Source organism: Bacillus sp. TH19, assembly GCF_016651075.1.
Lineage (GTDB): Bacteria > Bacillota > Bacilli > Bacillales > Bacillaceae_G > Bacillus_A > Bacillus_A mycoides.
In genome coordinates this window covers 1860293-1886579 of record NZ_JAEKEO010000007.1, presented here as the reverse complement: position 1 = coordinate 1886579, position 26287 = coordinate 1860293, and the positions used below count along the sequence as shown (strand labels likewise).

The following is a 26287-nucleotide window of genomic DNA, read 5'->3' as shown; positions in this document are numbered from 1 at the left end:
TTTTTTCATTTTCTTTCTAATGGCACAAATCATTACTTTCACACGAAAAAAGCTGCCGAAATCGACAGCTTTCCTTTAAGAAATTGTTAATAGTTTTTTTTCAATTAACGCATCAATCGCAGAACAAATAGCAATCTTTACATGCGAATAAGTTAACCCACCTTGCACGTAAGCAACATAAGGTGGACGAATCGGACCATCAGCCGACAGCTCAATACTTGCACCTTGAATAAACGTCCCCGCAGCCATAATTACATCATCTTCATAACCCGGCATATAGTTTGCATATGGAGTGAAATGAGAATTAATTGGAGATGCATATTGAATCGCTTGACAGAACGCAATCATACGATCTTTATCATCAAATTGAACAGACTGAATTAAATCTGTTCTTGGTGCATTCCAAGCTGGTGATGTATTCATCCCTAACTTTCCTAAAAATGCAGCTGTAAAAATCGCACCTTTTAGCGCTTGTCCCGCTACATGCGGCGCTAAGAAGAAACCTTGATACATTTCTTGCAAACTGTATAAAGATGCCCCTGCTTCCGCACCGATTCCTGGAGATGTTAGACGATATGCACACGCTTCAACATACTGCTCTTTACCAACAATGTAACCACCAGTTTTAACAATTCCACCGCCAGGATTCTTAATAAGAGAGCCTGCCATTAAGTCCGCACCAACATGACATGGCTCTTCTTCTTCAATAAATTCGCCATAGCAGTTATCTACAAATACAACAACATCAGGTTTAATCTCTTTCACAAACGCAATCATCTCTTTAATTTGTGAAACAGTAAACGACGGACGAGTAGCATATCCTTTTGAACGCTGAATACCAATCATCTTCGTATTACTATGGATCGCAGCTGCAACAGCTTCAAAGTCCACAAATCCCTCTTCAGTTAACGGAACTGCGTTATAACCAATATTATATTCTTTAAATGAGCCTACACCTTTTCCGCGTACACCAACGATTTCTTCTAACGTATCATATGGTTTTCCTGTTATGTATAGCAGTTCATCTCCTGGACGTAAAATACCGAATAGAGCTGTCGAAATTGCGTGAGTACCTGAAATAATTTGCGGACGAACAAGACCCGCTTCTGCCCCAAATACATCAGCATACACTTTTTCTAACGTGTCACGACCAATATCATCATAACCATAACCTGTCGTCGGAATAAAATGCGAATCGCTAATTTTGTGTTTACGAAAACTTTCTAATACACGAAATTGGTTACTCTCAATCACTTCATCCACATGTTTATGCACTTCTATAATTTGACTTTCTACTTCTTTTACGATTGGAGCAATTTTTTCTCCATTTTTCAAACGATCAAACATTATTTTCTCCTTCTTCCACTAAAAATCTCTTTAATTGCCCCTTAAGCGATGAATGAGCAAATATATACCCTGTACAATCATATACAAATTTATCTTCTAGAAACTCCATTTTAGTTAATATTGTTTCTGTCTTTAAAAGCGTTAATAACCTACCTTCACTCGGAGGGATTTCCACTTGATAATCATCCATTTCTTCCTTCATCTTCGTTTCTAGCGCTTCTTTTATACGCAATAAATCACTTTCTTCAAAAGCACTAGTCATTAAGAAATCACTTTTCGGAAATGGAATGAAGTTTTGATGCAATTTATCTTTTTTATTATATAACGTAATAATAGGAATACGATTAATTTCAAGGTCCGACAATAATTGTTTTACTGTCTGCTCATGCCCTACATAATTAGGATCTGCAGAATCAACAACATGTAAAATAACATCCGCTTCCCCAGCTTCTTCTAACGTAGATCGAAAAGCAGCAATTAGTGACGTAGGTAAATCTTGTATAAAACCAACCGTATCAGTCAAAAGCACTGTATAACCAGAAGGTAGCGGCATCTTTCTTGTCGTCGGATCTAGCGTTGCAAACAATAAGTTTTCTTCAAACGTATCAGCTTCCGTTAATCTATTAAACAACGTAGATTTTCCTGCATTTGTATACCCAATTAACGCAACTTGAAACACTTTATTATCTTTTCTTCTCTCACGATATCTCTTTCGATGCTCCACAACAACCGCAAGTTGTCTCTTTATTTCATCAATACGAGATCGAATATGACGACGATCTGTCTCAAGCTTCGTCTCTCCTGGTCCCCTTGTACCAATTCCACCACCAAGACGCGATAAAGCAAGACCTTGTCCCATAAGGCGCGGCATTGTATATTGCAATTGAGCTAATTCTACTTGAAGCTTACCCTCTCTCGATTTCGCACGTTGCGCAAAAATATCTAGTATTAACTGCGTTCGGTCAATCACTCTCGCATCTAATACTGAAGATAAATTCCGAATTTGACTTGGTGTTAACTCATTATTAAAAACAATAACAGCTGGTTCTAATTCTTCCGTCAACGCTGCAAGCTCTTCTAGTTTACCTTTTCCTATATAAGTCGCCGGATGAAACTTTGGGCGCTTTTGCGTCGTTGATACTAACACTTCCGCTCGCGCAGTTTTCGCTAGCGATGCAAGCTCTTTCATGGAATGCATAAATTTTTCATCATCATCTTGTGGCAATTGACAGCCAACTAATATGATTTTTTCTTTTTCTTCCATCAAATATGTTCACTCATCCTTTTCGAAATTTAAACCTTCTAATATAATAGCAGAGGAAGCACATTTCATCTAGTTAGCGGGGGAGAAAATTCATGGCATGGGAGATTTTTAGCATCATAGGCACAATCGCTTTCGCACTAAGCGGAGCCATTGTTGCAATGGAAGAGGATTATGATATTTTCGGGGTATATATTTTAGGAATGGCAACCGCATTTGGGGGCGGTGCCCTTCGTAATTTATTAATCGGTTATCCAATCGTCGCGTTTTGGCAACAAGACATGTTATTCCAAATCGCACTATTATCAATGACAATCATTTTTCTTTTTCCTAATAAATTAATTAAGCATTGGAAAAAGTGGGAAAACATCACAGATGCCATCGGCTTATCAGCGTTCGCCGTACAAGGAGCTCTATACGCCCAAAAATTAAATTTACCAATTAGCGCTACAATTGTAGCTGCTGTTTTAACTGGCATTGGCGGCGGTATTATTCGTGATCTTTTAGCACGTAGAAAACCTCTCGTCCTTCGAGCTGATGTATATGCGTTTTGGACGATTTTAGCCGGTTTTTTGATTGGCGCTAAAGTCATCGTTAGCGATTGGGCTCTATACACCTTATTCATTTTAATTGTTTGCTTCCGCATGGTTTCTATTCATTACAAATGGCATTTACCGCATAGACGCATCGATACAAAGGAGCGCTCAATGCATAAATAGCAATCTAACCTCTTTACATATCGTAAAGAGGTTTTTCTTTTCTAACGAGTTTTTCTTTACATAATGTTTATACTAATTTTTAAAGCGAGGTGAATGCAAATGACAAACCATGTTAATAAAGGAGCTCAAAAAAGCTCAGTAAACCAATTTGGACATGATCCAAATTCAGCGCACGAAAAGAGCGCTAAAATGGAACGTCTTCATAAAACTCACCAAGAAAAAGCAAAAAAAGAGTAAACGAACTTATGCATAAAAACAGACGCACAGTTTACGTACTGTGCGTCTCCTCTTCAAGCATTAAATCCATACTTGATATCCCAATTAAATCATATTTATCATACGTATCCTCTTGTAACAATCGCATAGCTTGTGTACGAATCGATTTTTCAACAATATTCCGTACGTATCGCCCATTACTAAACGATGTAATTTGCGACGAATACTTTACCGCATGTAAATGATCTCGAAATTTCCACTCCGCTTCTTTAGATAACTGATATTCACGCTCCTCATACATTCTCTTTCCAATTTCCAACAGCTGATTTACCGAGTAATCCGCAAATTCAATAATAAATGGAAAACGAGATTGTAACCCTGGATTTAATGAAAGAAAATGATTCATCTCTCTTGAATATCCAGCTAAAATTAATACAAAACCGTGCTGCTTATCTTCCATATGCTTCACAAGTGTATCAATAGCTTCCTTCCCAAAATCCTTCTCTCCCCCCCGCGCTAAAGAATACGCCTCATCAATAAACAAAATACCTCCCATGGCCTTTTTTATTAAATCTCTCGTCTTTTGCGCTGTATGACCGATATACTCCCCCACAAGATCAGCACGTTCTGCTTCAACTAAATGCCCCTTCGATAAAATATTCATCTCAAACAACAATTTCCCTATCATTCTAGCAACGGTTGTCTTCCCAGTACCGGGATTCCCCCTAAATAACATGTGAAGCACTTGCTTCTCAGATTTCAACCCCATCTCTTGCCTTTTTTTATTTACATAAATCCAAGCATAAATTTCTTTTATTATCTTTTTTATTTCATCCATCCCAACAAGCTTTCCCATCTCTTCTTCAATTCTCTGCAACATCTCATGTTTAGTAGTGGTTTCACTTGAAATTACCGTTTTATTTTCTGATGCCGGTAACGAAATTTTCTTTCGATGGTTTAATACAATATTAATTTGATTGTTATTTTTCTTACGCATCGATTGCTCCATACAATCACCTCATTTTATCCACTCACCAAATATTATTATTCCAGTCCCTCTTGCAAATGCCTATTTTCAGAAAAGTTTGCTATAATATAAGAAATAATCAAGGTGGTGGGACTATGGAAACAACGGAATTCCATGATACAATACAAGCCTTTTCTATTTTTTTATTGAATAAAGGCCGAAAGTCTTCAACCATTAAACGTTATGTTTATGACATTGAAGATTTTGGACATTGGTTAGAAAAAAACAAAAAGCTCCCTTCCAGTAATATATGGGCAACACTTTGTACAAAAGACTATGAAGATTACTTTTCAGACTTAAAAAAGAATCGACACTACTCTGAGAAAACAATGCATCGTGTATTTATTGTATTAAATAGAATGCATCATTTTCTTAACATTCCAAATCCATTGAATGATATGGAAATTACTATTCAACCAAACCGTGCATTGCGTAATGAAGATTTCATTTCATCCGATGAAGAAAAAAGATTAAAGCATATAGTCACTTCATTAGAAGGACTTTCAGAAAAACAACGTCCCGTTCGTCCATTATTAATGGATCGTAATATCGCCATTTTAAGTATATTAATCGACTACGGACTATCCTTACAAGAGCTTACAGCATTAACTATGCATCACGTTCATTTTGAAACTAATACACTTTCTATTCCAGCAACCGCAGGAGTAGAAAGAACAATCACATTAGCAATCGAAGACAAAAAACAACTGTACACATATTATAAAAGTATTCCAGAACCAGTTCGTCCTAAATACCATAGTAATGACCCGTTGTTTGTTGCATTCGATTTTAACCGCGGAACATACAGATGGGTATACGAAAACGATGCACCAAAAGCACTAACAGAAATCGCTATCCAAAAAATGATCCGACTTGAAGTAGCAAGAGCGAATTTACGTAAAGGCATTTCTGGACAACATTTCCGGAACACGTTTATTTTACGCCTAATAAAAAAACAAACCCCAGAGCCAGAAATCATAAAATTAGTTGGCTTCAAATCAAAAATTTCACTAAAGCGATATTATCAATATGCTGAAAATAAAAAAAACGCCCTATAATAAGGCGTTTTTTTTATTTTTTTCTCGAAAGAATCCATTTCACTATGACCATTTAACCACTCTCTGCATCTACTATGATGAGTTTCGTTCACACTCTTATTAGAAAGGAGAGATTTAATGTCTCGCTTTAACGACAATCAAAATAAATACTCCAATCCATGCTTTCCAACTAGCGCTGGACGAATTCCAACTACCCCAACGATTCCAATTACTAAAGCGCAAATTAGAACATTCCGTGCAATCATTAACGATTTAATAAAAATAATCCCTAAACTTTTCGCCAATCCATCTCCCAAAAACATTGAGAATCTAATAGATACATTGCACCTACTAAGCAAATTCATCTGTTCACTAGACACTACTTCCGCTCTGAAAGCACAAGGATTAGCCATCATTAAAAACTTAATAACTATATTAAAAAATCCAACCTTCGTAGCAAGTGCTGTATTTGTTGAACTTCAAATTTTAATTAATTATTTACTTTACATTACAAAGTTATTCCGAATTGATCCTTGTACACTCCAAGAACTCCTTAAATTAATTGCAGAGTTACAAACTACTCTAGTTAATTCAGCTTCGTTCGGCAGAGGACCTACTGGACCTACTGGACCTAGAGGTAACACGGGCGCTACTGGTGCTACCGGACCTAGAGGTAACACGGGCGCTACTGGTGCTACCGGACCTAGAGGTAACACGGGCGCTACTGGTGCGACCGGACCTAGAGGTAACACAGGTGCTACTGGTGCGACCGGACCTAGAGGTAACACGGGCGCTACTGGTGCTACCGGACCTAGAGGTAACACGGGTGCTACTGGTGCTACCGGACCTAGAGGTAACACGGGCGCTACTGGTTCCACTGGTCCTAGAGGTAACACGGGCGCTACTGGTGCTACCGGACCTAGAGGTAACACGGGCGCTACTGGTGCGACCGGACCTAGAGGTAACACAGGTGCTACTGGTGCGACCGGACCTAGAGGTAACACGGGCGCTACTGGTGCGACCGGACCTAGAGGTAACACGGGTGCTACTGGTGCGACCGGACCTAGAGGTAACACGGGCGCTACTGGTTCCACTGGTCCTAGAGGTAACACGGGCGCTACTGGTGCGACCGGACCTAGAGGTAACACGGGCGCTACTGGTGCGACCGGACCTAGAGGTAACACGGGCGCTACTGGTTCCACTGGTCCTAGAGGTAACACGGGCGCTACTGGTGCGACCGGACCTAGAGGTAACACGGGCGCTACTGGTGCGACCGGACCTAGAGGTAACACGGGCGCTACTGGTGCGACCGGACCTAGAGGTAACACGGGCGCTACTGGTGCGACCGGACCTAGAGGTAACACGGGCGCTACTGGCGCGACCGGACCTAGAGGTAACACGGGCGCTACTGGTGCGACCGGACCTAGAGGTAACACGGGCGTGACTGGTGCTACCGGACCTAGAGGTAACACGGGCGCTACTGGTGCTACCGGACCTAGAGGTAACACAGGTGCGACTGGTTCCACTGGACCTCAAGGTGTTCAAGGTAACACAGGTGCGACTGGTTCCACTGGACCTCAAGGTGCTCAAGGTAACACGGGTGCGACTGGTGCGACCGGACCTAGAGGTAACACGGGCGCTACTGGTGCGACCGGACCTAGAGGTAACACGGGTGCTACTGGTGCGACCGGACCTAGAGGTAACACGGGCGCTACTGGTTCCACTGGTCCTAGAGGTAACACGGGTGCTACTGGACCTCAAGGCGTTCAAGGTAACACAGGTGCGACTGGACCTCAAGGCGTTCAAGGTAACACGGGTGCTACCGGTTCCACTGGACCCCAAGGCGTTCAAGGTAACACGGGTGCTACTGGACCTCAAGGCGTTCAAGGTAACACAGGTGCTACTGGACCTCAAGGCGTTCAAGGTAACACAGGTGCCACTGGTTCCACTGGACCTCAAGGCGTTCAAGGTAACACAGGTGCTACTGGACCTCAAGGTGCGCAAGGTAACACAGGTGCTACTGGACCTCAAGGTGCGCAAGGTAACACAGGTGCTACTGGACCTCAAGGCGTTCAAGGTAACACGGGTGCTACCGGTTCCACTGGACCCCAAGGCGTTCAAGGTAACACGGGTGCTACCGGTTCCACTGGACCCCAAGGCGTTCAAGGTAACACGGGTGCTACTGGTTCCACTGGACCTCAAGGTGCTCAAGGTAACACGGGTGCTACTGGACCTCAAGGCGTTCAAGGTAACACAGGTGCTACCGGTTCCACTGGACCTCAAGGCGTTCAAGGTAACACAGGTGCTACTGGTTCCACTGGACCTCAAGGCGTTCAAGGTAACACGGGTGCTACCGGTTCCACTGGACCCCAAGGCGTTCAAGGTAACACGGGTGCTACCGGTTCCACTGGACCCCAAGGCGTTCAAGGTAACACGGGTGCTACTGGACCTCAAGGCGTTCAAGGTAACACAGGTGCTACCGGTTCCACTGGACCCCAAGGCGTTCAAGGTAACACGGGTGCTACCGGTTCCACTGGACCCCAAGGCGTTCAAGGTAACACGGGTGCTACTGGACCTCAAGGCGTTCAAGGTAACACAGGTGCTACTGGACCTCAAGGCGTTCAAGGTAACACGGGTGCTACCGGTTCCACTGGACCCCAAGGCGTTCAAGGTAACACGGGTGCTACTGGACCTCAAGGCGTTCAAGGTAACACAGGTGCTACTGGACCTCAAGGCGTTCAAGGTAACACAGGTGCCACTGGTTCCACTGGACCTCAAGGCGTTCAAGGTAACACAGGTGCTACTGGACCTCAAGGTGCGCAAGGTAACACAGGTGCTACTGGACCTCAAGGTGCGCAAGGTAACACGGGTGCTACTGGACCTCAAGGTGTTCAAGGTAACACAGGTGCTACCGGACCTCAAGGTATTCAAGGTAACACGGGTGCTACTGGACCTCAAGGCGTTCAAGGTAACACAGGTGCTACCGGACCTCAAGGTATTCAAGGTATTCAAGGTATTCAAGGTAATACAGGTGCCACTGGACCTCAAGGCGTTCAAGGTAACACGGGTGCTACTGGTATAGGAGTTACCGGACCTACTGGACCTTCTGGTGGGCCTCCTGGACCTACTGGACCTCAAGGTAACACGGGTGCTACCGGACCTCAAGGCGCTCAAGGTAACACAGGTGCTACCGGACCTCAAGGCGCTCAAGGTAACACAGGTGCTACCGGACCTCAAGGTGCTCAAGGTAACACGGGTGCTACCGGACCTCAAGGTGCTCAAGGTAACACGGGTGCTACCGGACCTCAAGGTGCTCAAGGTAACACGGGTGCGACTGGTTCCACTGGACCTCAAGGTATTCAAGGTAACACGGGTGCTACCGGATCTCAAGGTGTTCAAGGTAACACAGGTGCGACTGGACCTCAAGGCGCTCAAGGTAACACGGGTGCTACTGGACCTCAAGGTAACACAGGTGCTACCGGACCTCAAGGCACTCAAGGTAATACGGGTGCTACCGGACCTCAAGGTGCTCAAGGTAACACGGGTGCTACCGGACCTCAAGGTGCTCAAGGTAACACAGGTGCGACTGGTATAGGAGTTACCGGACCTACCGGACCTTCTGGTGGGCCTCCTGGACCTACTGGACCTCAAGGTATTCAAGGTAACACAGGTGCTACCGGACCTCAAGGTGTTCAAGGTAACACGGGTGCTACCGGACCTCAAGGTGCTCAAGGTAACACAGGTGCGACTGGTATAGGAGTTACCGGACCTACTGGACCTACTGGACCTACTGGACCTCAAGGTAACACGGGTGCGACTGGACCTCAAGGTGTTCAAGGACCAACGGGTGCGACTGGTATAGGAGTTACCGGACCTACTGGACCTAGCTTCCCAGTAGCAACAATCGTTGTAACAAACAACATCCAACAAACAGTAATCCAATTTAATAACTTTATTTTTAGTACTGCAATTAACGTAAACAATATTATCTTTAACGGCACAAATACAGTTACTGTTATTAACGCTGGTATTTATGTAATTAGCGTATCTATTTCTACAACTGCGCCAGGATGCGCTCCACTTGGAGTAGGAATTTCAATTAATGGAGCAGTTGCTACTGACAACTTCTCTTCAAATCTAATAGGCGACTCACTTTCATTTACTACAATCGAAACATTAGCTGCTGGAGCAAACATTTCTGTCCAATCTACTCTTAACGAGATTACGATCCCTGCAACAGGAAACACTAACATTCGTCTTACTGTATTTAGAATCGCTTAAATTTCACTATTTATTGTTTATGACAAATAAAAAAAGAGCGAGAAACTCGCTCTTTTTTTGTTATGTACAATAATTCATTACTACTCTAATTCAATTGAAACATTTTTTTGTGGTACAAATGTAGAAATTGCATGTTTATAAATAAGCTGTTGCTTACCTTCTGTTTCCAGCAGGACTGTAAAATTATCAAATCCTTTAATTAATCCACGAAGCTGGAAACCATTTAATAAGTACAGCGTAACGAACGTATTCTCTTTACGGAGTTGATTTAAAAACTGATCTTGAATATTGATTGATTGCTTCATGTCGAATCCTCCTCTTTTTCTCTACTTACTATTATTCGACTTTAGTTGTAGCTTTCCTTCTATGTATCGTAAAATTTCTGACGTTTTTTCACCATCAGTAACATCGAACCACGCGACATCCATCTTATTACGGAACCACGTTAATTGACGTTTTGCATAACGGCGTGAATTCGTCTTTAATTGTGATACCGCTTCTTCTAAAGATACACGATTCTCAAAATAATCATATATCTCTTTATAACCAATCGCTTGAATAGATTGACAATCTCGCACTCCTCTTTCATGTAAACCTTTTACTTCTTCTAATAAACCTTGTTCAATCATTAGGTTAACACGTAAGTTAATGCGATCGTATAGCATTTCTCGATCCATTGTCAAGCCAATTAATGAAACATCGTACAGTAACTCATTTTCTTGTTTTTCGAGCTGGTTACTCATTTTTTCACCCGTCGTGTGAAAAATTTCTAACGCCCGAATAACACGCCTTACATTATTGGCATGAATACGCTCCGCACTTTCTGGATCTACTTCTTGCAACTTTTTATGTACATATTCCACACCGTGTTCTAATGCTAACTTTTCCATCTGTTCTCGGTATGTAGCGTCCCCAGCCTCATCTGTAAACTGGTAATCGAATAGAACAGATTGTATATAGAGACCGGTTCCACCAACAATAATTGGTAATTTCCCACGCTCTGTAATTTCTCGAATGCACTTACGGACACTTTCTTGAAATTCCGCCACAGAAAATGAATCTTCCGGATCTTTTATATCAATCATATAATGTGGAATTCCGTCCATCTCATCTGTCGTCACCTTTGCAGTCCCGATATCCATCGTACGATAAATTTGCATGGAATCACCACTAATAATCTCACCATTCAACGCTTTTGCAAGATCGATACTTAATTTCGTCTTTCCGACAGCAGTTGGCCCAATGATGACAGCAACTTTTTCACGTTGCACTTCTCCCATATCATTCAACTCTCTTTATGTAATATACTCCATCTATTGATTATACCCAATCTTACCAATTTTAACGGCATGATTGCAAGTTCTTTGAATCCAGTACATGAAATTACACAAAAAAAAAGAGCATAGCTTGTCCAATTCTGCATATACATGATAAAAAATAGCTCGGAGAGGGTGCAATGACTATGAAACAAGCGACTATCGATTTTCCATTATTAATAAAAGACCTTATTTTAGCTACTGCTACAAAAGAACAAAATTGTTCACAAGAAGAATTATACTTCGCACTAAATTGTTTACTACGTTCCTTTCATTCTACTCTTCAAGAAACAACGTTACATCCAGAAAATAAAAATACAGAGTATATGCAAACTCAATTTTGCACCGCGTATAAAATTATTACAGGTAAAACAATTTACCCTTTTCAATAATTCTTATATAAAAAAAGTGGCCGCTTAGACATTTTTAAGCAGCCGTTTTTTATTTTAATAAATTATTTTATAACTTTCACTTTAACGGATTTACGACCCCAACTATCAGCAGTGCTATCTGAACCAACTAAAACATCAATACGGTTTCCTTTAATCGCGCCACCAGTATCTCCAGCAATTGCTTCTCCATATCCTTCCACCCACACTTTTGATCCGAGAGGAATTACTTTCGGATCAACAGCAATAACTTTCATATTTGGATTCGCTGTTAAATCATGCCCCATCGCAGTTAACACACGACCACCATATGTGCCATTTTCACTCGGGTGAGCTGTGTAAGCTGTCGCTTCTACTGTTATTTCACGACCAGCAGGTTCACTTGTTTCAGTAGGTTTTGCCACTGGCTTAGTTGCCGGCTTCGCTTGCGCTACTGGTTTACTTGATGCTCCACTTTTAACTGATTCTTTTCCATTAACTGCCGTATCATTTTTAGCCGGCGCTTTCTCCTTAACTGATGTATCATTTTTAACCGCCGTTTTCACCTTAGTTGGCGCTTCATCTTGAGCTGGAACTTCTTTTCTTTCAATAACAGGTGCTGTACCTGTTAAAAATGGTATGTGAACATACGCCGCTTTCCCGCCATATTCGAATTGTAACCATTCGTTTTGTACTTGATTTGTCGTTTCAATCAAGTCATCTTTTTTAAGCGTGCCAAGAATTTCTGAATCAGTATTCGCTCCAGCACGAATGTTTAATACGTTTGCTGTTACATAATAAGAACTTTTCGTAAACTCAGCACTTACAAAAGCTTCTTTACCATCTAATTTAATTTTGGACCATCCGTTTTCTGTATTTATAACATCTAATTTATTTCCACTTAACATTTTACCTACAAGTTTTGATTCTACAGTTGGGTTTTCTCTAACGTTTAATACATCTGTTGTTACAATCGTTTCCGCTTTAGCAGAACCTGCAAAAATCCCAAGACCAAAAACTGCTGCTGTTGCTATACCTAATAATTTTTTCATGAATAGCCTCCATTTGCTTTGTTTTCGTGTTCTCATTATAGCAACAGTTTTTTGTAGAATTTCGAAAATCACACAATTACAAAGCATTCGTAATAAACGATTAATGATTTGTAACATAAATTTCCATATTTAAAAATTGTATTTCTACCAAAATTAGCAATAGTTTTCATATATTTCTCACAAATTAGTATAAGAATTTTTTCCAGAAAAAATTACAGTATTACTTTTTTGTTACAAAAAAATCACTTTTCATTACATCTTTTACCAAAATCCGTCATAATCCAATTATTAAATTACTTTTTGTAACGAAAAAGGAACAACTCCTATTAGCTGTCCCTTTTTATCTTTTATTTAACTTTCTTCTTCCAAACACCTATCATAATAGCTGAAACAATCGTCCCAATTAATATAGAGAAAATGTATAGCAACGGTTTATTCACTAATGCGATAACAAACAATCCACCATGCGGTGCCGGCAATGTAATTTGGAATAACATAGATAAGGCACCCGCGATACTTGAACCAACAACACAGCTTACTATTACTCGAACCGGATCGGCAGCTGCAAATGGAATCGCACCTTCTGTAATAAACGATGCTCCCATAATATAATTTGTTAAACCAGATTTACGTTCTGCTTCTGTAAATTTTGTTTTAAAGAATGTGGTTGCGAATGCAATCGCAAGTGGCGGTACCATACCACCAGCCATAACTGCTGAGTGCACTCCAAAATTCTGTGCTTCTATTGCAGCAATACCAAATGTAAATGCCGCTTTATTAATTGGACCACCCATATCAATTGCCATCATACCGCCTAAAATAAGTCCTAATAATATAGCATTCGTACCACTCAAACCATTTAACCATCCTGTTAACATTTCATTTAATGCTACTACAGGCGGATTTACTACTTTTTGCATAACAACTCCTGTAATCAACAATCCAAAGACTGGATATAACAAAACAGGTTTAATTCCTTCTAACTGTACTGGTAATCCTGAAAATAATCTTTTCAATCCTAAAACAACATATCCAGCTAAGAAACCTGCAATTAATCCACCTAAAAATCCCGCATTCGCTTGTGCTGCTAAAAACCCACCTACAACACCAGGCATAAAACCAGGACGATCAGCAATAGAACTCGCAATAAATCCAGCTAAGATTGGTACAAGGAATAAAAACGCACCTGTTTTTCCTCCCCCAATAGACATGAACAATTCAGCTAAAGGACCTTCCGCTTTTATACCACCAAACGAAAACGCTAGTGCAATTAAAATTCCACCACCAACAACGAACGGAAGCATATTACTTACACCGCTCATTAAATGCTTATAAATTCCTAGCCCTTTTTCTTTCTCTACATTTTCTGCCTTCCCATCCTCTTTTACCCCTTTAAAGATTGGTGCATCTTGTTTTATAGCTCGATTAAGAAGGATTTCAGTTTTTCTAATCCCATCGGCGACTGGTACTTGAATGACATGCTTCCCAGCAAAACGATTCATTTCTACTTGTTTATCTGCAGCTACAATAATAGCCGTTGCGCGTTCAATGTCCTCTTTCGTTAAATCGTTTTTAACACCTGTTGATCCATTCGTTTCAACTTTAATCGCTATTCCTAACTCTGCTGCTTTTGCTTTCAAACTATCCGCAGCCATATATGTGTGAGCGATACCAGTCGGACAAGCTGTAACAGCTAATACGTATGGCTCATTCCCTTCTGGCTTTGCTACTTCAACTTCTTCGTCTTCTTTTTCATTCTCTTTTTCATCAAATAAACGGAGAAGCTCATCCTCATCCTTTGCTTCTAATAATTGCTTGCGGAACCCTTCATCCATCAATAACGTAGAGAGACGAGATAACGTTTCTAAATGAGTATTATTCGCCCCTTCACTCGCAGCAATCATAAAAAACAGATGTGCAGGCTGTCCATCAAGCGACTCATAGTTGATACCGCTTACACTTCTACCAAAACAAATCGATGGTTGTTTAACGGCATTCGTCTTCGCATGAGGTATAGCAATCCCTTCCCCTATGCCAGTTGTACTTTGTGACTCCCGCTTTAAAATAGCTTCTTTAAATTCAGCTTTACTATTTAAACGATTTGCTCCGTCTAATTTCTCAACTAATTCATCTATGACAGCTTCTTTATTTGAAGCTGTCAAGTTCATAATAACTGTATCCCTTTTTAATAGTTCTGTAATTTTCATATGTTACTTCCCCCTATCGCTTAGTTACAATTACTTGCGACAATAATTCTTCTACTTTTTCTTTTTCACATAAATCAGCTGAAAATGCTGTTGCACTCCCTGTTGCAACGCCATATTGAAATGCCTTTTCAATATCTTTTGTCTGTTCATATTTACCTACAAATCCTGCAACGAGAGAATCTCCGGCCCCAACCGAATTAATTACAACACCTTTTGGAACAGTTGCTTCATATATACCTTGTGCCGTAAATAATAAAGCCCCATCTCCAGCCATTGATACGATAACATGCTCTACACCTTGTTCAACTAATTTTCTTCCAAACGGTAAAACATTTTCTACTGTTGAAATCTCTACTCCAAATAACTCACCAAGTTCATGATGATTAGGCTTTATTAAAAATGGTTTATTTTTAATTACATGCTGCAGCGCACTTCCACTTGCATCGACTACTACACGAATACCTTTCTCAGCTCCGAGCGCTGCGATTGATTCATAAAAAGTAGTTGAGATAGACGCCGGTACACTTCCAGCTAGTACAACACAATCTCCCTGCCTCATACTTTCGATTTGTTTCATTAATTGTTCAAATTGTTCATTTGTCACATTAGGACCTTGCCCATTTAATTCTGTCTCTTCTTGCCCTTTTATTTTCACATTAATTCGGGAATCACCGTCTACTTGGACGAAGTTTGTTGTTACACCTTCCGCCTGTAATACATCTTTAATAAATCGACCGGTAAATCCACCAGTAAATCCAAGCGCTACATTTTCAACACCTAAACGATGAAGAACACGAGAAACGTTAATGCCTTTCCCTCCAGGAAATTTCATATCTTTCTCTGCTCGATTTACTGCGCCTAAATCGAAGGAATTAACTTGTACTACATAATCAATAGATGGGTTTAAAGTAACTGTATAGATCATTGTTTATCAGCCTCAATTACATTGGTTTGTCTTTTATATTTTTCTAAATCAATTTCTAAATGGTTTGTAATAATATTCGCTTCTTCAACATTGGCAATTTTCGCAAATGCAACTTCTGAGAACTTACTTTCATCAATTAAGAAATATCCTTCGTTCGCAAATGTTAATGCCATTTGTTTTAAAAGTGCCTCTTCTGGATCTGGAGTTGTAAAACCAAGCTGTTCATGTACACCATTTGCTCCTAAGAAACATTTATCAAAACGGTACTTTTGCATACTTTCCTGTGCCATAGCACCAATTAAAGCTTTCGTCCTACTCTTCATCATCCCGCCTAGTAAATACGCACGAATATTATTTTCAACTAAAGCTTCAATATGCATAAGTCCATTCGTTACGACAGTAACATCTTTATTTATTAAAAATGGAATCATTTCAAATGTTGTACTTCCTGCATCTAAATAAACGCAATCCCCTTGTTCAACAATACTAGCCGCATACTTGGCAATTTGTTGTTTTATTTGAATGTTTTTGGATGATTTTTCAATCATCGTTGGCTCCTGTCCTTTTCCTGTTAAAACAGAGGCACCACCATGAACTCTTTTTAATAACCTTTGTTTTTCTAATTGTGCTAAATCACGACGAATTGTCGATTCAGAGCTTTCTGTTCTTTCAACTAATTGTTGTAATTTAACAACCTTCTGCTCTTTTACAAGTTGCAATATCATTTGATGACGTTCAGGAGTTAACATTTTATTCACCTCTTCTTTGATTACAGTATAATGAAAACGATCACAAAAATCAACCATAAACAGTCAAAAATAATCACTATCAATCAAAACCGGTTATAAATAAAAAAAGAAACCTATTTGATACAACAATCAAATAGGTTTCTTCTCTCGCTTCACTTATAAAGAAGCTTTATAAATTGCAAGAACATCATCTTTATTTAATTTTTTAAAGTTACCGAATTCACCATAAGCCATCGCTTTATCCGCCATTAAGTCAATTTCACTTTCTCTAATAGCGTAATCAGCTAATGTTACTGGAGCTTCAATTGAAGTCCAAAATTGACGTAACGCCTCAATTCCTTCTAACCCAATTTCTCGATCCGTCTTCCCTTCTGTTTCTACATCGAATACACGAATAGCGAACTGTTTAAAACGACTTACATTTTCATCTACAACATGCTTCATCCAGTTCGGGAATAAAATTGCAAGGCCACCCCCGTGTGGTATATCATGAACCGCAGAAACTGCGTGCTCAATATTATGAGTTGCCCAGTCTCCTTTTACTCCCATCGCTAAAATGCCGTTTAACGCCATAGTACCGCAATATAAAATGGTTTCCCTATGCTCATAATTTTCTAAATCACTTAAAAGCTTAGGAGCTGTTACAATTACTGTTTTTAAAACAGATTCACAATAACGATCTTGTAGTTCTGTATTTGTTCCATGGTGGAAATATTGCTCTAATACGTGCGACATAATGTCTACCATACCGTAAATTGTTTGATCTTTCGGTACAGATGCAGTATGAACTGGATCTAAAATCGAAAACTGCGGGAAAGTAACTGGGCTACCCCAGCCATATTTTTCATTCGTTTCCCAGTTTGTAATGACAGAACCAGCATTCATTTCAGAACCTGTTGCCGCAAGCGTAAGTACCGTACCAAATGGTAATGCATCACTAGCAAATGCTTTTTTCGTTACAACATCCCATACATCTCCATCATATTTACTACCAGCAGCAATCGCCTTCGTACAGTCGATTACACTTCCTCCGCCAACCGCTAAAATAAATTCGACTCCATTGTCTTTACAAATTTGAATCCCTTTCTTTACTGTTGATAAACGAGGATTCGGTTCAACTCCTGTCAACTCAAATACTTCCGCATTTATATCCTTTAAAATAGAAATCACATTATCATAAATACCATTTCTTTTAATGCTGCCTCCCCCGTATACGAGAAGAACTTTTTACCGAACTGTGGAATTTCCGTTTTTAACTGCTCTAATTGACCTTTACCAAAAATAAGTTTTGTCGGATTACGAAATACAAAATTTTGCATATATTTTTACCATCCCTTCTATATAAAAAGCAACTATACTTTTGTATACCACAATTTTTTCATTTCACAAAAATATTTGCCTAATAAAAAAATCCCAGCCTACAGGCTGAGATTTTTTTATTGATAATAAGGTGAGATCATTAAGTAAACAATAACACCAGATAAACTTACATATAACCAAATCGGCATCGTCCAACGTACAATTTTACGGTGACGTGTTAATTGATTCGTAAAACCAAACACAAGTGCAAACAATGCAAGCGGTACAATAATTGCTGCTAGGATAATATGTGTAATTAAAATGATGAAATACACATATTTAATGAATCCCTCTCCGCCAAAATGTGTTGCTGGCGCCAAGTAATGATACGATAAATAAGAAACACAAAATAGCAACGTCGTTGTAAATGCTGCTAGGATGAAACCACGGTGCATTTTCACATTCTTCTTAATAATAGAGTATAAAGCTGCTAATAAGAATACGAACGTAAAGCTATTAAAAATTGCATTTAACATTGGTAAAATTGTTACATCAAAATGTACTTCTCCTTCATAGCCAACAGGTCCAAAGAACAAAAATAAAATAATCGCATTTACAATTACAGAAAGCGTTATCACAATAGGAGCATAGCTTTTCTGATTAGTTGATTGATCCACCAAAATGGTCACTCCTCTTCCTTCAAATATGTATACGTAACCTCACTATTTTAACATATTATTCACAGTGTAAATGTGACAATAGTTTGACACAGTAAGACAAAGCAAAGAAAAAATCCTTCTTAATAAAACTTCTTAAGAAGGATTTTATCGCTTTATTATTTAAATAGCAATGTAATTAGTTTTTGTTAAAAAACGTACTGCTATACGCTTGATATATTTCAGACACTTGATATCCCATTAATGAAATTGCTGTTAATGAAAAGAAACCAATCATAAGAAATCGAAACCACATATAAATCTCCTCCTTGTATTTAGCTTAAAAAGCAGTCGCTATATTACAAGTTGAGTGGCACTCTTCATCGTCACTTTCCTTTTTCTTTACAATTGCTGTTATAAATCGAATCATAAAGAAAATCACAAAAGGAAATTGTTCGTAATTTACCTTGGCATAGTTTGGCAACGGCTCGCGCTGCACATCGAACGGAGATGAGAAGGAATAGAACATACCTTGCTCTTCCATATATACAATTACAATTTTCATACAAAACATTATTCCTAGAAATGAAACAATATCTTGCCATTCTGTCGTATATAAAAAGTTATACAGCTCTAATACGTACTCTTCCATCGTCATCCCCCCTTCCTTTTTTACCATTTTGCTCGCCTTCATATAAAAAGTCAAGAAAAAAGTTTATATTCACTATGACAATAGTAATTACTTGTTTCTATGATTATATATGATTCTTTTATAGCAATGATTGGGTGTAACTCTCTTCTAAAACAAGAAATTAGAATCGAACAGATTCCTCATTCTTACTTTTAGGATTCAACAATGTACTATTTTTATTTCTATTAAAAATAAAATAAGAAATTATTATAAGAACAGTAACAAGCATTGTTAAAAGCGCTTGTGAACGTAAAGATTCAATTGCGAGCATGGCAACTAAAACTGCTATAATCGCAGCAATTGTAACATATGTTACATATGGAAAAAGCCACATTTTCACTTTCAAATTTTGTTGTTCCGCTTTCCCCATTTTTTTACGTATCTTGAAATGTGAAACTGCTATAACGAGATAAACGAGTAACGCAATCCCGCCAGATGCATTCACTAAAAATAAAAATACTTTATCTGGAGATATGTAACTAAAAACAACTCCAATGTAAGCAAAGAAAGTTCCAAATAAAACCGCCCGAACTGGAACACCACTACTATTCAATTTCAAAAATGCCTTTGGCGCATCTCCTCTTTCTGCCATTGAAAAAAGCATTCTTGAGTTCGTATATAAACCCGAATTTAAACAAGAAAGTACAGCTGTTAAAACGATAAAATTCATAATTTGCGCTGCCGCTGGTATCCCTATATGTTCCAGTACCGCCACAAATGGGCTTTTTAGTATGTTCGCCGAATTCCACGGAAGGAGTGTAACAACTACAGCGATCGATCCAATGAAAAATACGAGAATACGCCAAATTACACTATTTGTTGCTGTTTTGACTGCCTTTACAGGTTCGGCAGACTCTCCAGCGGCCACTGCAACAATCTCAGATCCCATAAATGAAAATATAACGACGGTGATTCCAAGTAACACCGAACTTATACCATTTGGCATAAATCCTCCTTGACCTACCAAATTCGAAGTGCCAGGTGCTTCCGTTCCTGATACAAATCCTAAAATAACAGCTAGTCCAAGACAAAGGAACAAAACAATACTTATTACTTTAATAAATGAAAACCAATATTCAAATTCTCCAAATGATTTCACCGAGAAAACATTCGTCAACGTTAATAATATCGTTAATATTAGGCTTAATAACCAGAGTGGGATTTCTGGAATCCAGTATTGAATAATACCAGCACCTGCTGTAGCTTCTATTGCAATAACAATTACCCAGAAAAACCAATATAGCCACCCAATTGTATAACCTGCCCATGGACCAATTGCCTCTCTTGCATATGTTGCAAATGAACCACTTGTCGGATTAATAGCTGCCATTTCTCCTAGCATTCTCATAACGAAAATAACTAGAAGTCCTGCTAATGCATATGAAACGATAGAACCTGGACCTGCTGAATGCACAACCGCACCACTTCCAACAAACAAACCAGCTCCTATTACGCCACCAATGGAAATCATTGTAATGTGGCGTATTTTGAGGTCTTTCTTAAGATTTTTATCCAACTCTTGTACATCCCCTTCCAAACTTAATTTTGAAATTTATGTAAGAGTATTATGTGAAAAATCTTATCCTATACTTTAAAATATATCAAAATATTCTGAATTTAACAATCGTAATTCGACCTCCTTCAAAAATTATTTCATTAGGTTTAATAATTTCCCATACACAATTGTTGAGAAAATTATAGTCACCTTACAAGAGAAAGAATTTTCAGATATCATTAAATAAACAAGATTATACATCTAGACAACTTTTTGTATAGGAGTGTTGATATGTTAAACAAGTTCAAATTCATTTGTTGTACTTTAGTAATTTTCTTACTGCTACCGCTAGCTCCCTTTCAAGCACAAGCAGCAAACAATTTAGGATCAAAATTACTCGTTGGATACTGGCATAACTTTGATAACGGTACTGGCATTATTAAATTAAGAGACGTTTCACCAAAGTGGGATGTACTCAATGTATCTTTCGGTGAAACTGGTGGTGATCGTTCCACTGTTGAATTTTCTCCTGTGTATGGTACAGATGCAGAATTCAAATCAGATATTGCTTATTTAAAAAGTAAAGGAAAGAAAGTAGTTCTTTCAATAGGTGGACAAAATGGGGTCGTTTTACTTCCTGATAATGCCGCTAAGCAACGTTTTATTAATTCTATACAATCTCTAATTGATAAATACGGTTTTGATGGAATAGATATTGACCTTGAATCAGGAATTTACTTAAACGGTAATGACACTAATTTCAAAAACCCAACGACTCCTCAAATCGTAAATCTTATTTCGGCTATTCGGACAATCTCAGATCATTATGGTCCAAATTTTCTATTAAGCATGGCTCCTGAAACAGCTTATGTTCAAGGCGGCTATAGCGCATATGGAAGCATCTGGGGTGCATATTTACCGATTATTTACGGAGTGAAAGACAAATTAACATACATTCACGTTCAACACTATAACGCTGGTAGCGGGATTGGAATGGACGGTAATAACTACAATCAAGGTACTGCAGACTACGAAGTCGCTATGGCAGATATGCTCTTACATGGTTTTCCTGTAGGTGGTAATGCAAATAACATTTTCCCGCCTCTTCGTTCGGATCAAGTCATGATAGGACTTCCTGCAGCACCAGCGGCCGCTCCAAGTGGCGGATATATTTCTCCAACTGAAATGAAAAAAGCTTTAGATTATATCATTAAAGGAATTCCTTTCGGAGGAAAGTATAAACTTTCAAGTCAGAGTGGCTATCCTGCATTCCGTGGCCTAATGTCTTGGTCTATTAATTGGGATGCAAAAAACAACTTTGAATTCTCTAATAACTATAGAACATATTTTGATAGTCTTTCCTTGCAAAAATAATAAAAAACAACAATAGGTTTTATATGACCTATTGTTGTTTTTTATTTATGTAAATTACTTTTTCACTTCTACATGATGAAGAAATTCTTTTCCATCTCTTGAATAACTATTCACAAGACTTAAAAGCAACTTCCCACCAACCAACATCGCACGTTCATCAAAATCGAATTGAGGATGATGGTGTGGATATGTTGCCCCTATTTCTTCATTACCGGCACCTGTGAAGAAAAATGCTCCTGGAACACGTTCTAAGTAGTATGCAAAATCTTCTCCGCCCATAATAGGTGGTACTTCCATGACCCTTTCTTTGCCAAGATCGTGTTCCGCGACCGTCATAAAATGACGTGTTTCAGCTACATGATTTATTAATATTGGATAGCCTCGTTTATATTGAATATTAACTTCAGCATGAAGGGACTGACAAATCCCCTCAACAACTCGTCTAAATTCCTTCTCCATATATTCTCTCACTTCAGGATCTAACGTTCGAATGGTTCCTGTAAACGTAGCAGTATCCGCAATAATATTATCGGCTTGCCCGGCATGGAATGTACCAACTGTTAAAACTGCTGATTGAAGTGGATCGACTTTTCTACTCACTAAAAGTTGCAACTGATTAATAACTTGTGTTGCAACGATAATAGCATCTACAGTATGATGTGGCATACCGCCGTGACCGCCTCGCCCTTGAATCTTCACTTCAAAAGTATCAGCTGCCGCCATCATTGCTCCAGCTTTCGTTCCAACAATTCCCAAAGGCATCTGAGAAGATAAATGTGTACCAAAAACAACATCTACTCCTTCTAAACAACCATCCTCAATCATGGCAATTGCTCCGCCAGGCTCTTTCTCTTCTGCATGTTGATGAATAAGGACTATTTTTCCTGAAAGTTGGTCTCTGTTATCACTTAATATTTTTGCAACTCCTAAAAGTGTTGCTGTATGTCCATCATGGCCACAAGCGTGCATTACACCAGGAACCTTTGATTTATATGAAACTTTCTTTTCATCTTGAATAGGTAGTGCATCAAAATCAGCACGTAGCGCCATCGTCTTCCCAGGTATTCCACCTTCAATTACGCCGATTACCCCTCTCCCCCCGACATCTGTTTTCACATCAATATGAAAACTTTTTAAAATTCCAGCTATTTTTTTCGGTGTTTCTATTTCTTGAAACGATAGCTCTGGGTATTGATGAAAATCTCTTCGCCACGAAACCATTTGATTATATAAACTTTCCAATTCTTTATGCCATGTTTCTATCATAGAAATTCCCCTTTCTTTTTAACAGTTTAAATAAAAAATACATAATATTCTGTATTTAATCAATAAAAAAAGAGAACTTTCTTTAAAAGTACTCTTAATTCTTCAAAATATTAAACTTTCTACTTCAGTCACTACTTTGCTTCAATACAAATAGTGAAAGTTCCGGTACACTCAAAAGTCTAACAGGCATTCGGGTTGTCCCAATACCACGATTTACGTATAAATGTAACAGCTTACTCTTCCCTTCTAATTCATACATACCTTCAACATGACTCTCAGCTAGTTTTGTAGTAATTAAAGGACCTACAAAAGGAATTTGAACTTGTCCTCCGTGACTATGTCCTGACATTTGAAAATCGACTGGATAACGAGATACTTTATCTACAACATCCGGCTCATGTATTAATAGCATATTGAAATCTTGTTGTCTTAAGTTTTTTAAAGTCGAGTCTATTTGTGGCTTCCCTAATAAAAAATCATCCAAACCTGATATTGTAATATACTTGCCGTTTTCCCCTTTAATTTTCTGCACTTCATTTACTAACACAGAAAAACCAGCTTCCTCCATATACTTTTTGTAAAATAAACTACCGCCCCCACCTCTATCATGATTCCCAAACACAGCATATTTTCCTAGGGGAGCTTTAATTTTCTGCAAAATAACCTTTGCTTCTTCTCTTTCCACACTATAGGATCCAAACTTATCTATTAAATCTCCTGTAAAAACTACTATATCTGGATGTAATTCATTCATCTTCTCCACCAAATTTTCTAGTTGTTTCAATGTAAAATCTGGTCCTAAATGTACATCTGAGAACTGCAATATTTTTTTATTATTAAACTCTTTAGGAATTGTAGGAGCTTCTATTTCATTCCACGTAACTGTTACTAGTCTTCTTTCTATTTCAGTCGCATAGAAATACAAACTTACTGGTATCATTAATATACTTATGAAACTAATAATAAATATCTTTACGATTGATTTTTTTCGTTCTTTTTTTACATGATGCGTATTCATGTTTTCACCTCTAAAATCACTTTAAATCCTTATTGTTACATTAATGTGACAACATGAACAATGTTCGTTATATCCAATTTCAGCCCCACTCACTTTGACAAATTTATACAGAAATCATATCATATTTTTATCATACATAGATTCTTTAAAATGTTTCTTCTATTCATTCCATCATTCTATTAAGGAGAGGTTATTCATGTCTGTATTTACACCAGAAGAAATTACGGAACTTGCTGCTAATTCTGGAAGAAAAAAAGCTCATTTATCATTGCTCCCTATGCTAATTCTCGGTTTTTTTGGTGGTGCTTTCATAGCATTAGGATATTTACTTGATATCCATGTTATCGGAACAATGCCAAAATCTTGGGGATCATTTACTAGCTTTTTAGGTGCTGCCGTATTCCCTATCGGTCTTATACTCGTTATCCTTGCAGGCGGTGAATTAGTAACTGGCAACATGATGACCGTTTCAATGGCATGGCTTCACAAAAAAATCGACTTATTTCACTTCATACGAAATTTAGTTATTGTTACGTTTAGCAACTTCATAGGTGCTATATTCGTCGCTTATTTTTTTGGTCATATCGTCGGCTTAACGGAGGGAGCTTTTTTAGCAAAAACAGTTTCTATTGCACAAGCTAAACTACAAGATACACCACTGCAAGCCTTCATTTCTGCAATCGGGTGTAATTGGCTCGTTTGTTTAGCTGTTTGGCTCAGTATGGGAAGTAAAGAATTTATCGGAAAGATTGTCGGTATTTGGTTCCCTGTTATGACTTTTGTTGCGATTGGATTTCAACACGTTGTAGCCAATATGTTTGTCATCCCAGCTGCAATTTTTTCTGGTCATTTAACTTGGGTTGAATATTTTCCAAACTTCATTTTTGTTTTCTTCGGAAATTTAGTAGGGGGTATGTTATTTGTAGCATTACCTTATTTCATATCTTATAATAAGAAACTACCTTCCAATAAAGAGCAAACTGCATTAAAGAAAAAATCTGTATCCGCTTAAATTGAATGTCTATAAATTGGTCCTAAAAATATTACAAATTTCATTTTTTTTGCGAATATATGTACGTACACTTGTTCTCGAATGTTTTATACGTTATAATAACAACTTAAATAGCATTATTTACATATGAGGTGAAAAACATGAATAAGACAGAATTAATTAAAAACGTAGCACAAAACGCTGAGATTTCTCAAAAAGAAGCTACTGTAGTTTTACAAACTGTAGTAGAATCAATCACTAACTCTTTAGCTGCTGGCGAAAAAGTACAACTTATCGGATTCGGTACATTCGAAGTTCGTGAAAGAGCTGCTCGTACAGGCCGTAACCCACAAACGGGTGAAGAAATGCAAATCGCAGCTTCTAAAGTACCTGCTTTTAAAGCTGGTAAAGAACTAAAAGAAGCTGTAAAATAATGAAAAATAGCCTTCTCATTTATGAGAAGGCTATTTTTTTCATGACATAATTAATAAAAATCTGACCATTATGCTGCTTATTTTGTTCCTTTATGCAAATAAAACCTTTGCTTTCAAAGAAAGGTTTTGCTGTAATACTCGCCTCTGTATACATATCCCTATGCTGCAAGTTCACTGCTTCTTTTTCTAACTTCTGTAGTATGTATGATGCTATCCTTTTTCCTTGATAATCTTTATGCGTAAATAAGCGATCTACGTAATGATCATCATTATAATCCCCAAATCCCACTATCACACCTTTATAATCAGCAACGTAACAAATATTCTTTTCTAAAGACTGTAGCCATCTCTCTCTATCTAGTCGCTCCGGGGCCCACGCCTGTAGCTGTAACTCGTTATAATCTTTTGCATTCACCGTATGAACCGTTTCATAGAACAATTGTAATACTTGCTCTAAATCCTTCTTCTGGAATGTTCTAATTTTAATATCTTTAAACATATGTAAAACTCCTTATCAAACTAACTCTTTTATTTCGGTTATCCGGATAATTATTTCGT

At 38.4% G+C, this 26287-nt stretch carries 23 protein-coding genes and 1 pseudogene; 8 read left to right on the top strand and 16 right to left on the bottom strand.

The features are described from left to right. Positions 1-75 precede the first annotated feature (75 nt). Positions 76-1347 (bottom strand): methionine gamma-lyase family protein, encoded by a 1272-nt coding sequence (locus JFU54_RS13580; protein WP_002128611.1) that lies wholly within the window; start codon positions 1345-1347, stop codon positions 76-78. Next, positions 1340-2611, bottom strand: coding sequence for a GTPase HflX (gene hflX / locus JFU54_RS13575; RefSeq protein WP_002069969.1), 1272 nt, complete (start codon positions 2609-2611; stop codon positions 1340-1342). The genes JFU54_RS13580 and hflX overlap by 8 nt, the downstream gene beginning before the upstream one ends. 92 nt (positions 2612-2703) lie before the next feature. Between hflX and JFU54_RS13570 the strand changes: the two genes are divergently transcribed. Continuing rightward, on the top strand, positions 2704-3327 hold the full coding sequence (locus JFU54_RS13570; protein ID WP_002014478.1) for a trimeric intracellular cation channel family protein: 624 nt from the start codon (positions 2704-2706) through the stop codon (positions 3325-3327). Positions 3328-3426: 99 nt separating this feature from the next. Beyond that, on the top strand, positions 3427-3564 hold the full coding sequence (locus JFU54_RS13565) for a hypothetical protein (protein WP_002087943.1): 138 nt from the start codon (positions 3427-3429) through the stop codon (positions 3562-3564). A gap of 31 nt (positions 3565-3595) precedes the next feature. Here the strand turns inward: JFU54_RS13565 and spoVK are convergent, their stop codons facing one another. Continuing rightward, positions 3596-4552 (bottom strand): stage V sporulation protein K, encoded by a 957-nt coding sequence (gene spoVK / locus JFU54_RS13560; protein ID WP_002014481.1) that lies wholly within the window; start codon positions 4550-4552, stop codon positions 3596-3598. A gap of 113 nt (positions 4553-4665) precedes the next feature. Between spoVK and JFU54_RS13555 the strand changes: the two genes are divergently transcribed. After that, positions 4666-5628, top strand: coding sequence for a tyrosine-type recombinase/integrase (locus JFU54_RS13555; protein WP_002128613.1), 963 nt, complete (start codon positions 4666-4668; stop codon positions 5626-5628). Between the two features lie 117 nt (positions 5629-5745). Then, positions 5746-9888 carry a Gly-Xaa-Xaa repeat protein gene (locus tag JFU54_RS13550; protein ID WP_201064746.1) on the top strand — a complete coding sequence of 1381 codons (4143 nt, stop codon included), beginning with the start codon at positions 5746-5748 and terminating at the stop codon, positions 9886-9888. An 80-nt stretch (positions 9889-9968) separates the two neighbouring features. On the opposite strand, the gene hfq is transcribed toward JFU54_RS13550, so the two are convergent. Next, on the bottom strand, positions 9969-10193 hold the full coding sequence (hfq, locus tag JFU54_RS13545) for an RNA chaperone Hfq (protein WP_000813896.1): 225 nt from the start codon (positions 10191-10193) through the stop codon (positions 9969-9971). 21 nt (positions 10194-10214) lie between these two features. Then, complete coding sequence (gene miaA, locus JFU54_RS13540) at positions 10215-11168, bottom strand: tRNA (adenosine(37)-N6)-dimethylallyltransferase MiaA (RefSeq protein WP_002142786.1); 954 nt, start codon at positions 11166-11168, stop codon at positions 10215-10217. Between the two features lie 182 nt (positions 11169-11350). On the opposite strand from miaA, the gene JFU54_RS13535 reads away from it, so the two are divergent. Then, on the top strand, positions 11351-11596 hold the full coding sequence (locus tag JFU54_RS13535; RefSeq protein ID WP_002014695.1) for a hypothetical protein: 246 nt from the start codon (positions 11351-11353) through the stop codon (positions 11594-11596). Between the two features lie 62 nt (positions 11597-11658). Here the strand turns inward: JFU54_RS13535 and JFU54_RS13530 are convergent, their stop codons facing one another. The 8 genes and pseudogenes from JFU54_RS13530 to gabP form a co-directional block, all read right to left on the bottom strand. Then, positions 11659-12624: a 3D domain-containing protein gene (locus JFU54_RS13530; protein ID WP_078185574.1), complete on the bottom strand. Its 966-nt coding sequence runs from the start codon at positions 12622-12624 to the stop codon at positions 11659-11661. Between the two features lie 347 nt (positions 12625-12971). Next, entirely contained in the window at positions 12972-14831 is a 1860-nt protein-coding gene (locus JFU54_RS13525; protein ID WP_088039976.1) for a PTS fructose transporter subunit IIABC, read from the bottom strand. A 13-nt stretch (positions 14832-14844) separates the two neighbouring features. Continuing rightward, complete coding sequence (gene pfkB, locus JFU54_RS13520) at positions 14845-15756, bottom strand: 1-phosphofructokinase (RefSeq protein ID WP_201064743.1); 912 nt, start codon at positions 15754-15756, stop codon at positions 14845-14847. Further along, positions 15753-16505 (bottom strand): DeoR/GlpR family DNA-binding transcription regulator, encoded by a 753-nt coding sequence (locus JFU54_RS13515; protein ID WP_002128628.1) that lies wholly within the window; start codon positions 16503-16505, stop codon positions 15753-15755. Before JFU54_RS13515 ends, pfkB begins: the two co-directional genes overlap by 4 nt. 156 nt (positions 16506-16661) lie before the next feature. Then, positions 16662-17824 (bottom strand): annotated as a pseudogene (locus JFU54_RS13510) (iron-containing alcohol dehydrogenase). Positions 17825-17941: 117 nt separating this feature from the next. After that, the gene (locus tag JFU54_RS13505; protein WP_000228316.1) at positions 17942-18484 is read right to left on the bottom strand and encodes a DUF420 domain-containing protein; all 543 of its coding nucleotides are present in this window, start codon (positions 18482-18484) and stop codon (positions 17942-17944) included. A 316-nt stretch (positions 18485-18800) separates the two neighbouring features. Beyond that, a complete protein-coding gene (locus JFU54_RS13500; protein WP_078175321.1) occupies positions 18801-19139 on the bottom strand; it encodes a hypothetical protein in 339 nt (112 codons plus the stop codon). Between the two features lie 133 nt (positions 19140-19272). Beyond that, the gene (gene gabP / locus JFU54_RS13495) at positions 19273-20667 is read right to left on the bottom strand and encodes a GABA permease (RefSeq protein WP_201064740.1); all 1395 of its coding nucleotides are present in this window, start codon (positions 20665-20667) and stop codon (positions 19273-19275) included. Positions 20668-20937: 270 nt separating this feature from the next. On the opposite strand from gabP, the gene JFU54_RS13490 reads away from it, so the two are divergent. Next, positions 20938-22020: a chitinase gene (locus tag JFU54_RS13490; RefSeq protein WP_002128633.1), complete on the top strand. Its 1083-nt coding sequence runs from the start codon at positions 20938-20940 to the stop codon at positions 22018-22020. Between the two features lie 54 nt (positions 22021-22074). On the opposite strand, the gene JFU54_RS13485 is transcribed toward JFU54_RS13490, so the two are convergent. Together JFU54_RS13485 and JFU54_RS13480 are read right to left on the bottom strand one after the other, a co-directional pair. Beyond that, a complete protein-coding gene (locus tag JFU54_RS13485; protein WP_201064728.1) occupies positions 22075-23286 on the bottom strand; it encodes a M20 family metallopeptidase in 1212 nt (403 codons plus the stop codon). A 124-nt stretch (positions 23287-23410) separates the two neighbouring features. Further along, on the bottom strand, positions 23411-24304 hold the full coding sequence (locus tag JFU54_RS13480) for a metallophosphoesterase (protein WP_201064725.1): 894 nt from the start codon (positions 24302-24304) through the stop codon (positions 23411-23413). Between the two features lie 196 nt (positions 24305-24500). On the opposite strand from JFU54_RS13480, the gene JFU54_RS13475 reads away from it, so the two are divergent. Both JFU54_RS13475 and JFU54_RS13470 read left to right on the top strand, forming a co-directional pair. Continuing rightward, positions 24501-25316: a formate/nitrite transporter family protein gene (locus JFU54_RS13475; protein ID WP_002014675.1), complete on the top strand. Its 816-nt coding sequence runs from the start codon at positions 24501-24503 to the stop codon at positions 25314-25316. Between the two features lie 140 nt (positions 25317-25456). Then, positions 25457-25729, top strand: a complete 273-nt coding sequence (locus JFU54_RS13470) for an HU family DNA-binding protein (RefSeq protein WP_002033657.1) — start codon at positions 25457-25459, stop codon at positions 25727-25729. A gap of 19 nt (positions 25730-25748) precedes the next feature. Here the strand turns inward: JFU54_RS13470 and JFU54_RS13465 are convergent, their stop codons facing one another. After that, positions 25749-26228, bottom strand: a complete 480-nt coding sequence (locus JFU54_RS13465) for a GNAT family N-acetyltransferase (protein ID WP_201064722.1) — start codon at positions 26226-26228, stop codon at positions 25749-25751. Positions 26229-26287: the final 59 nt, after the last annotated feature.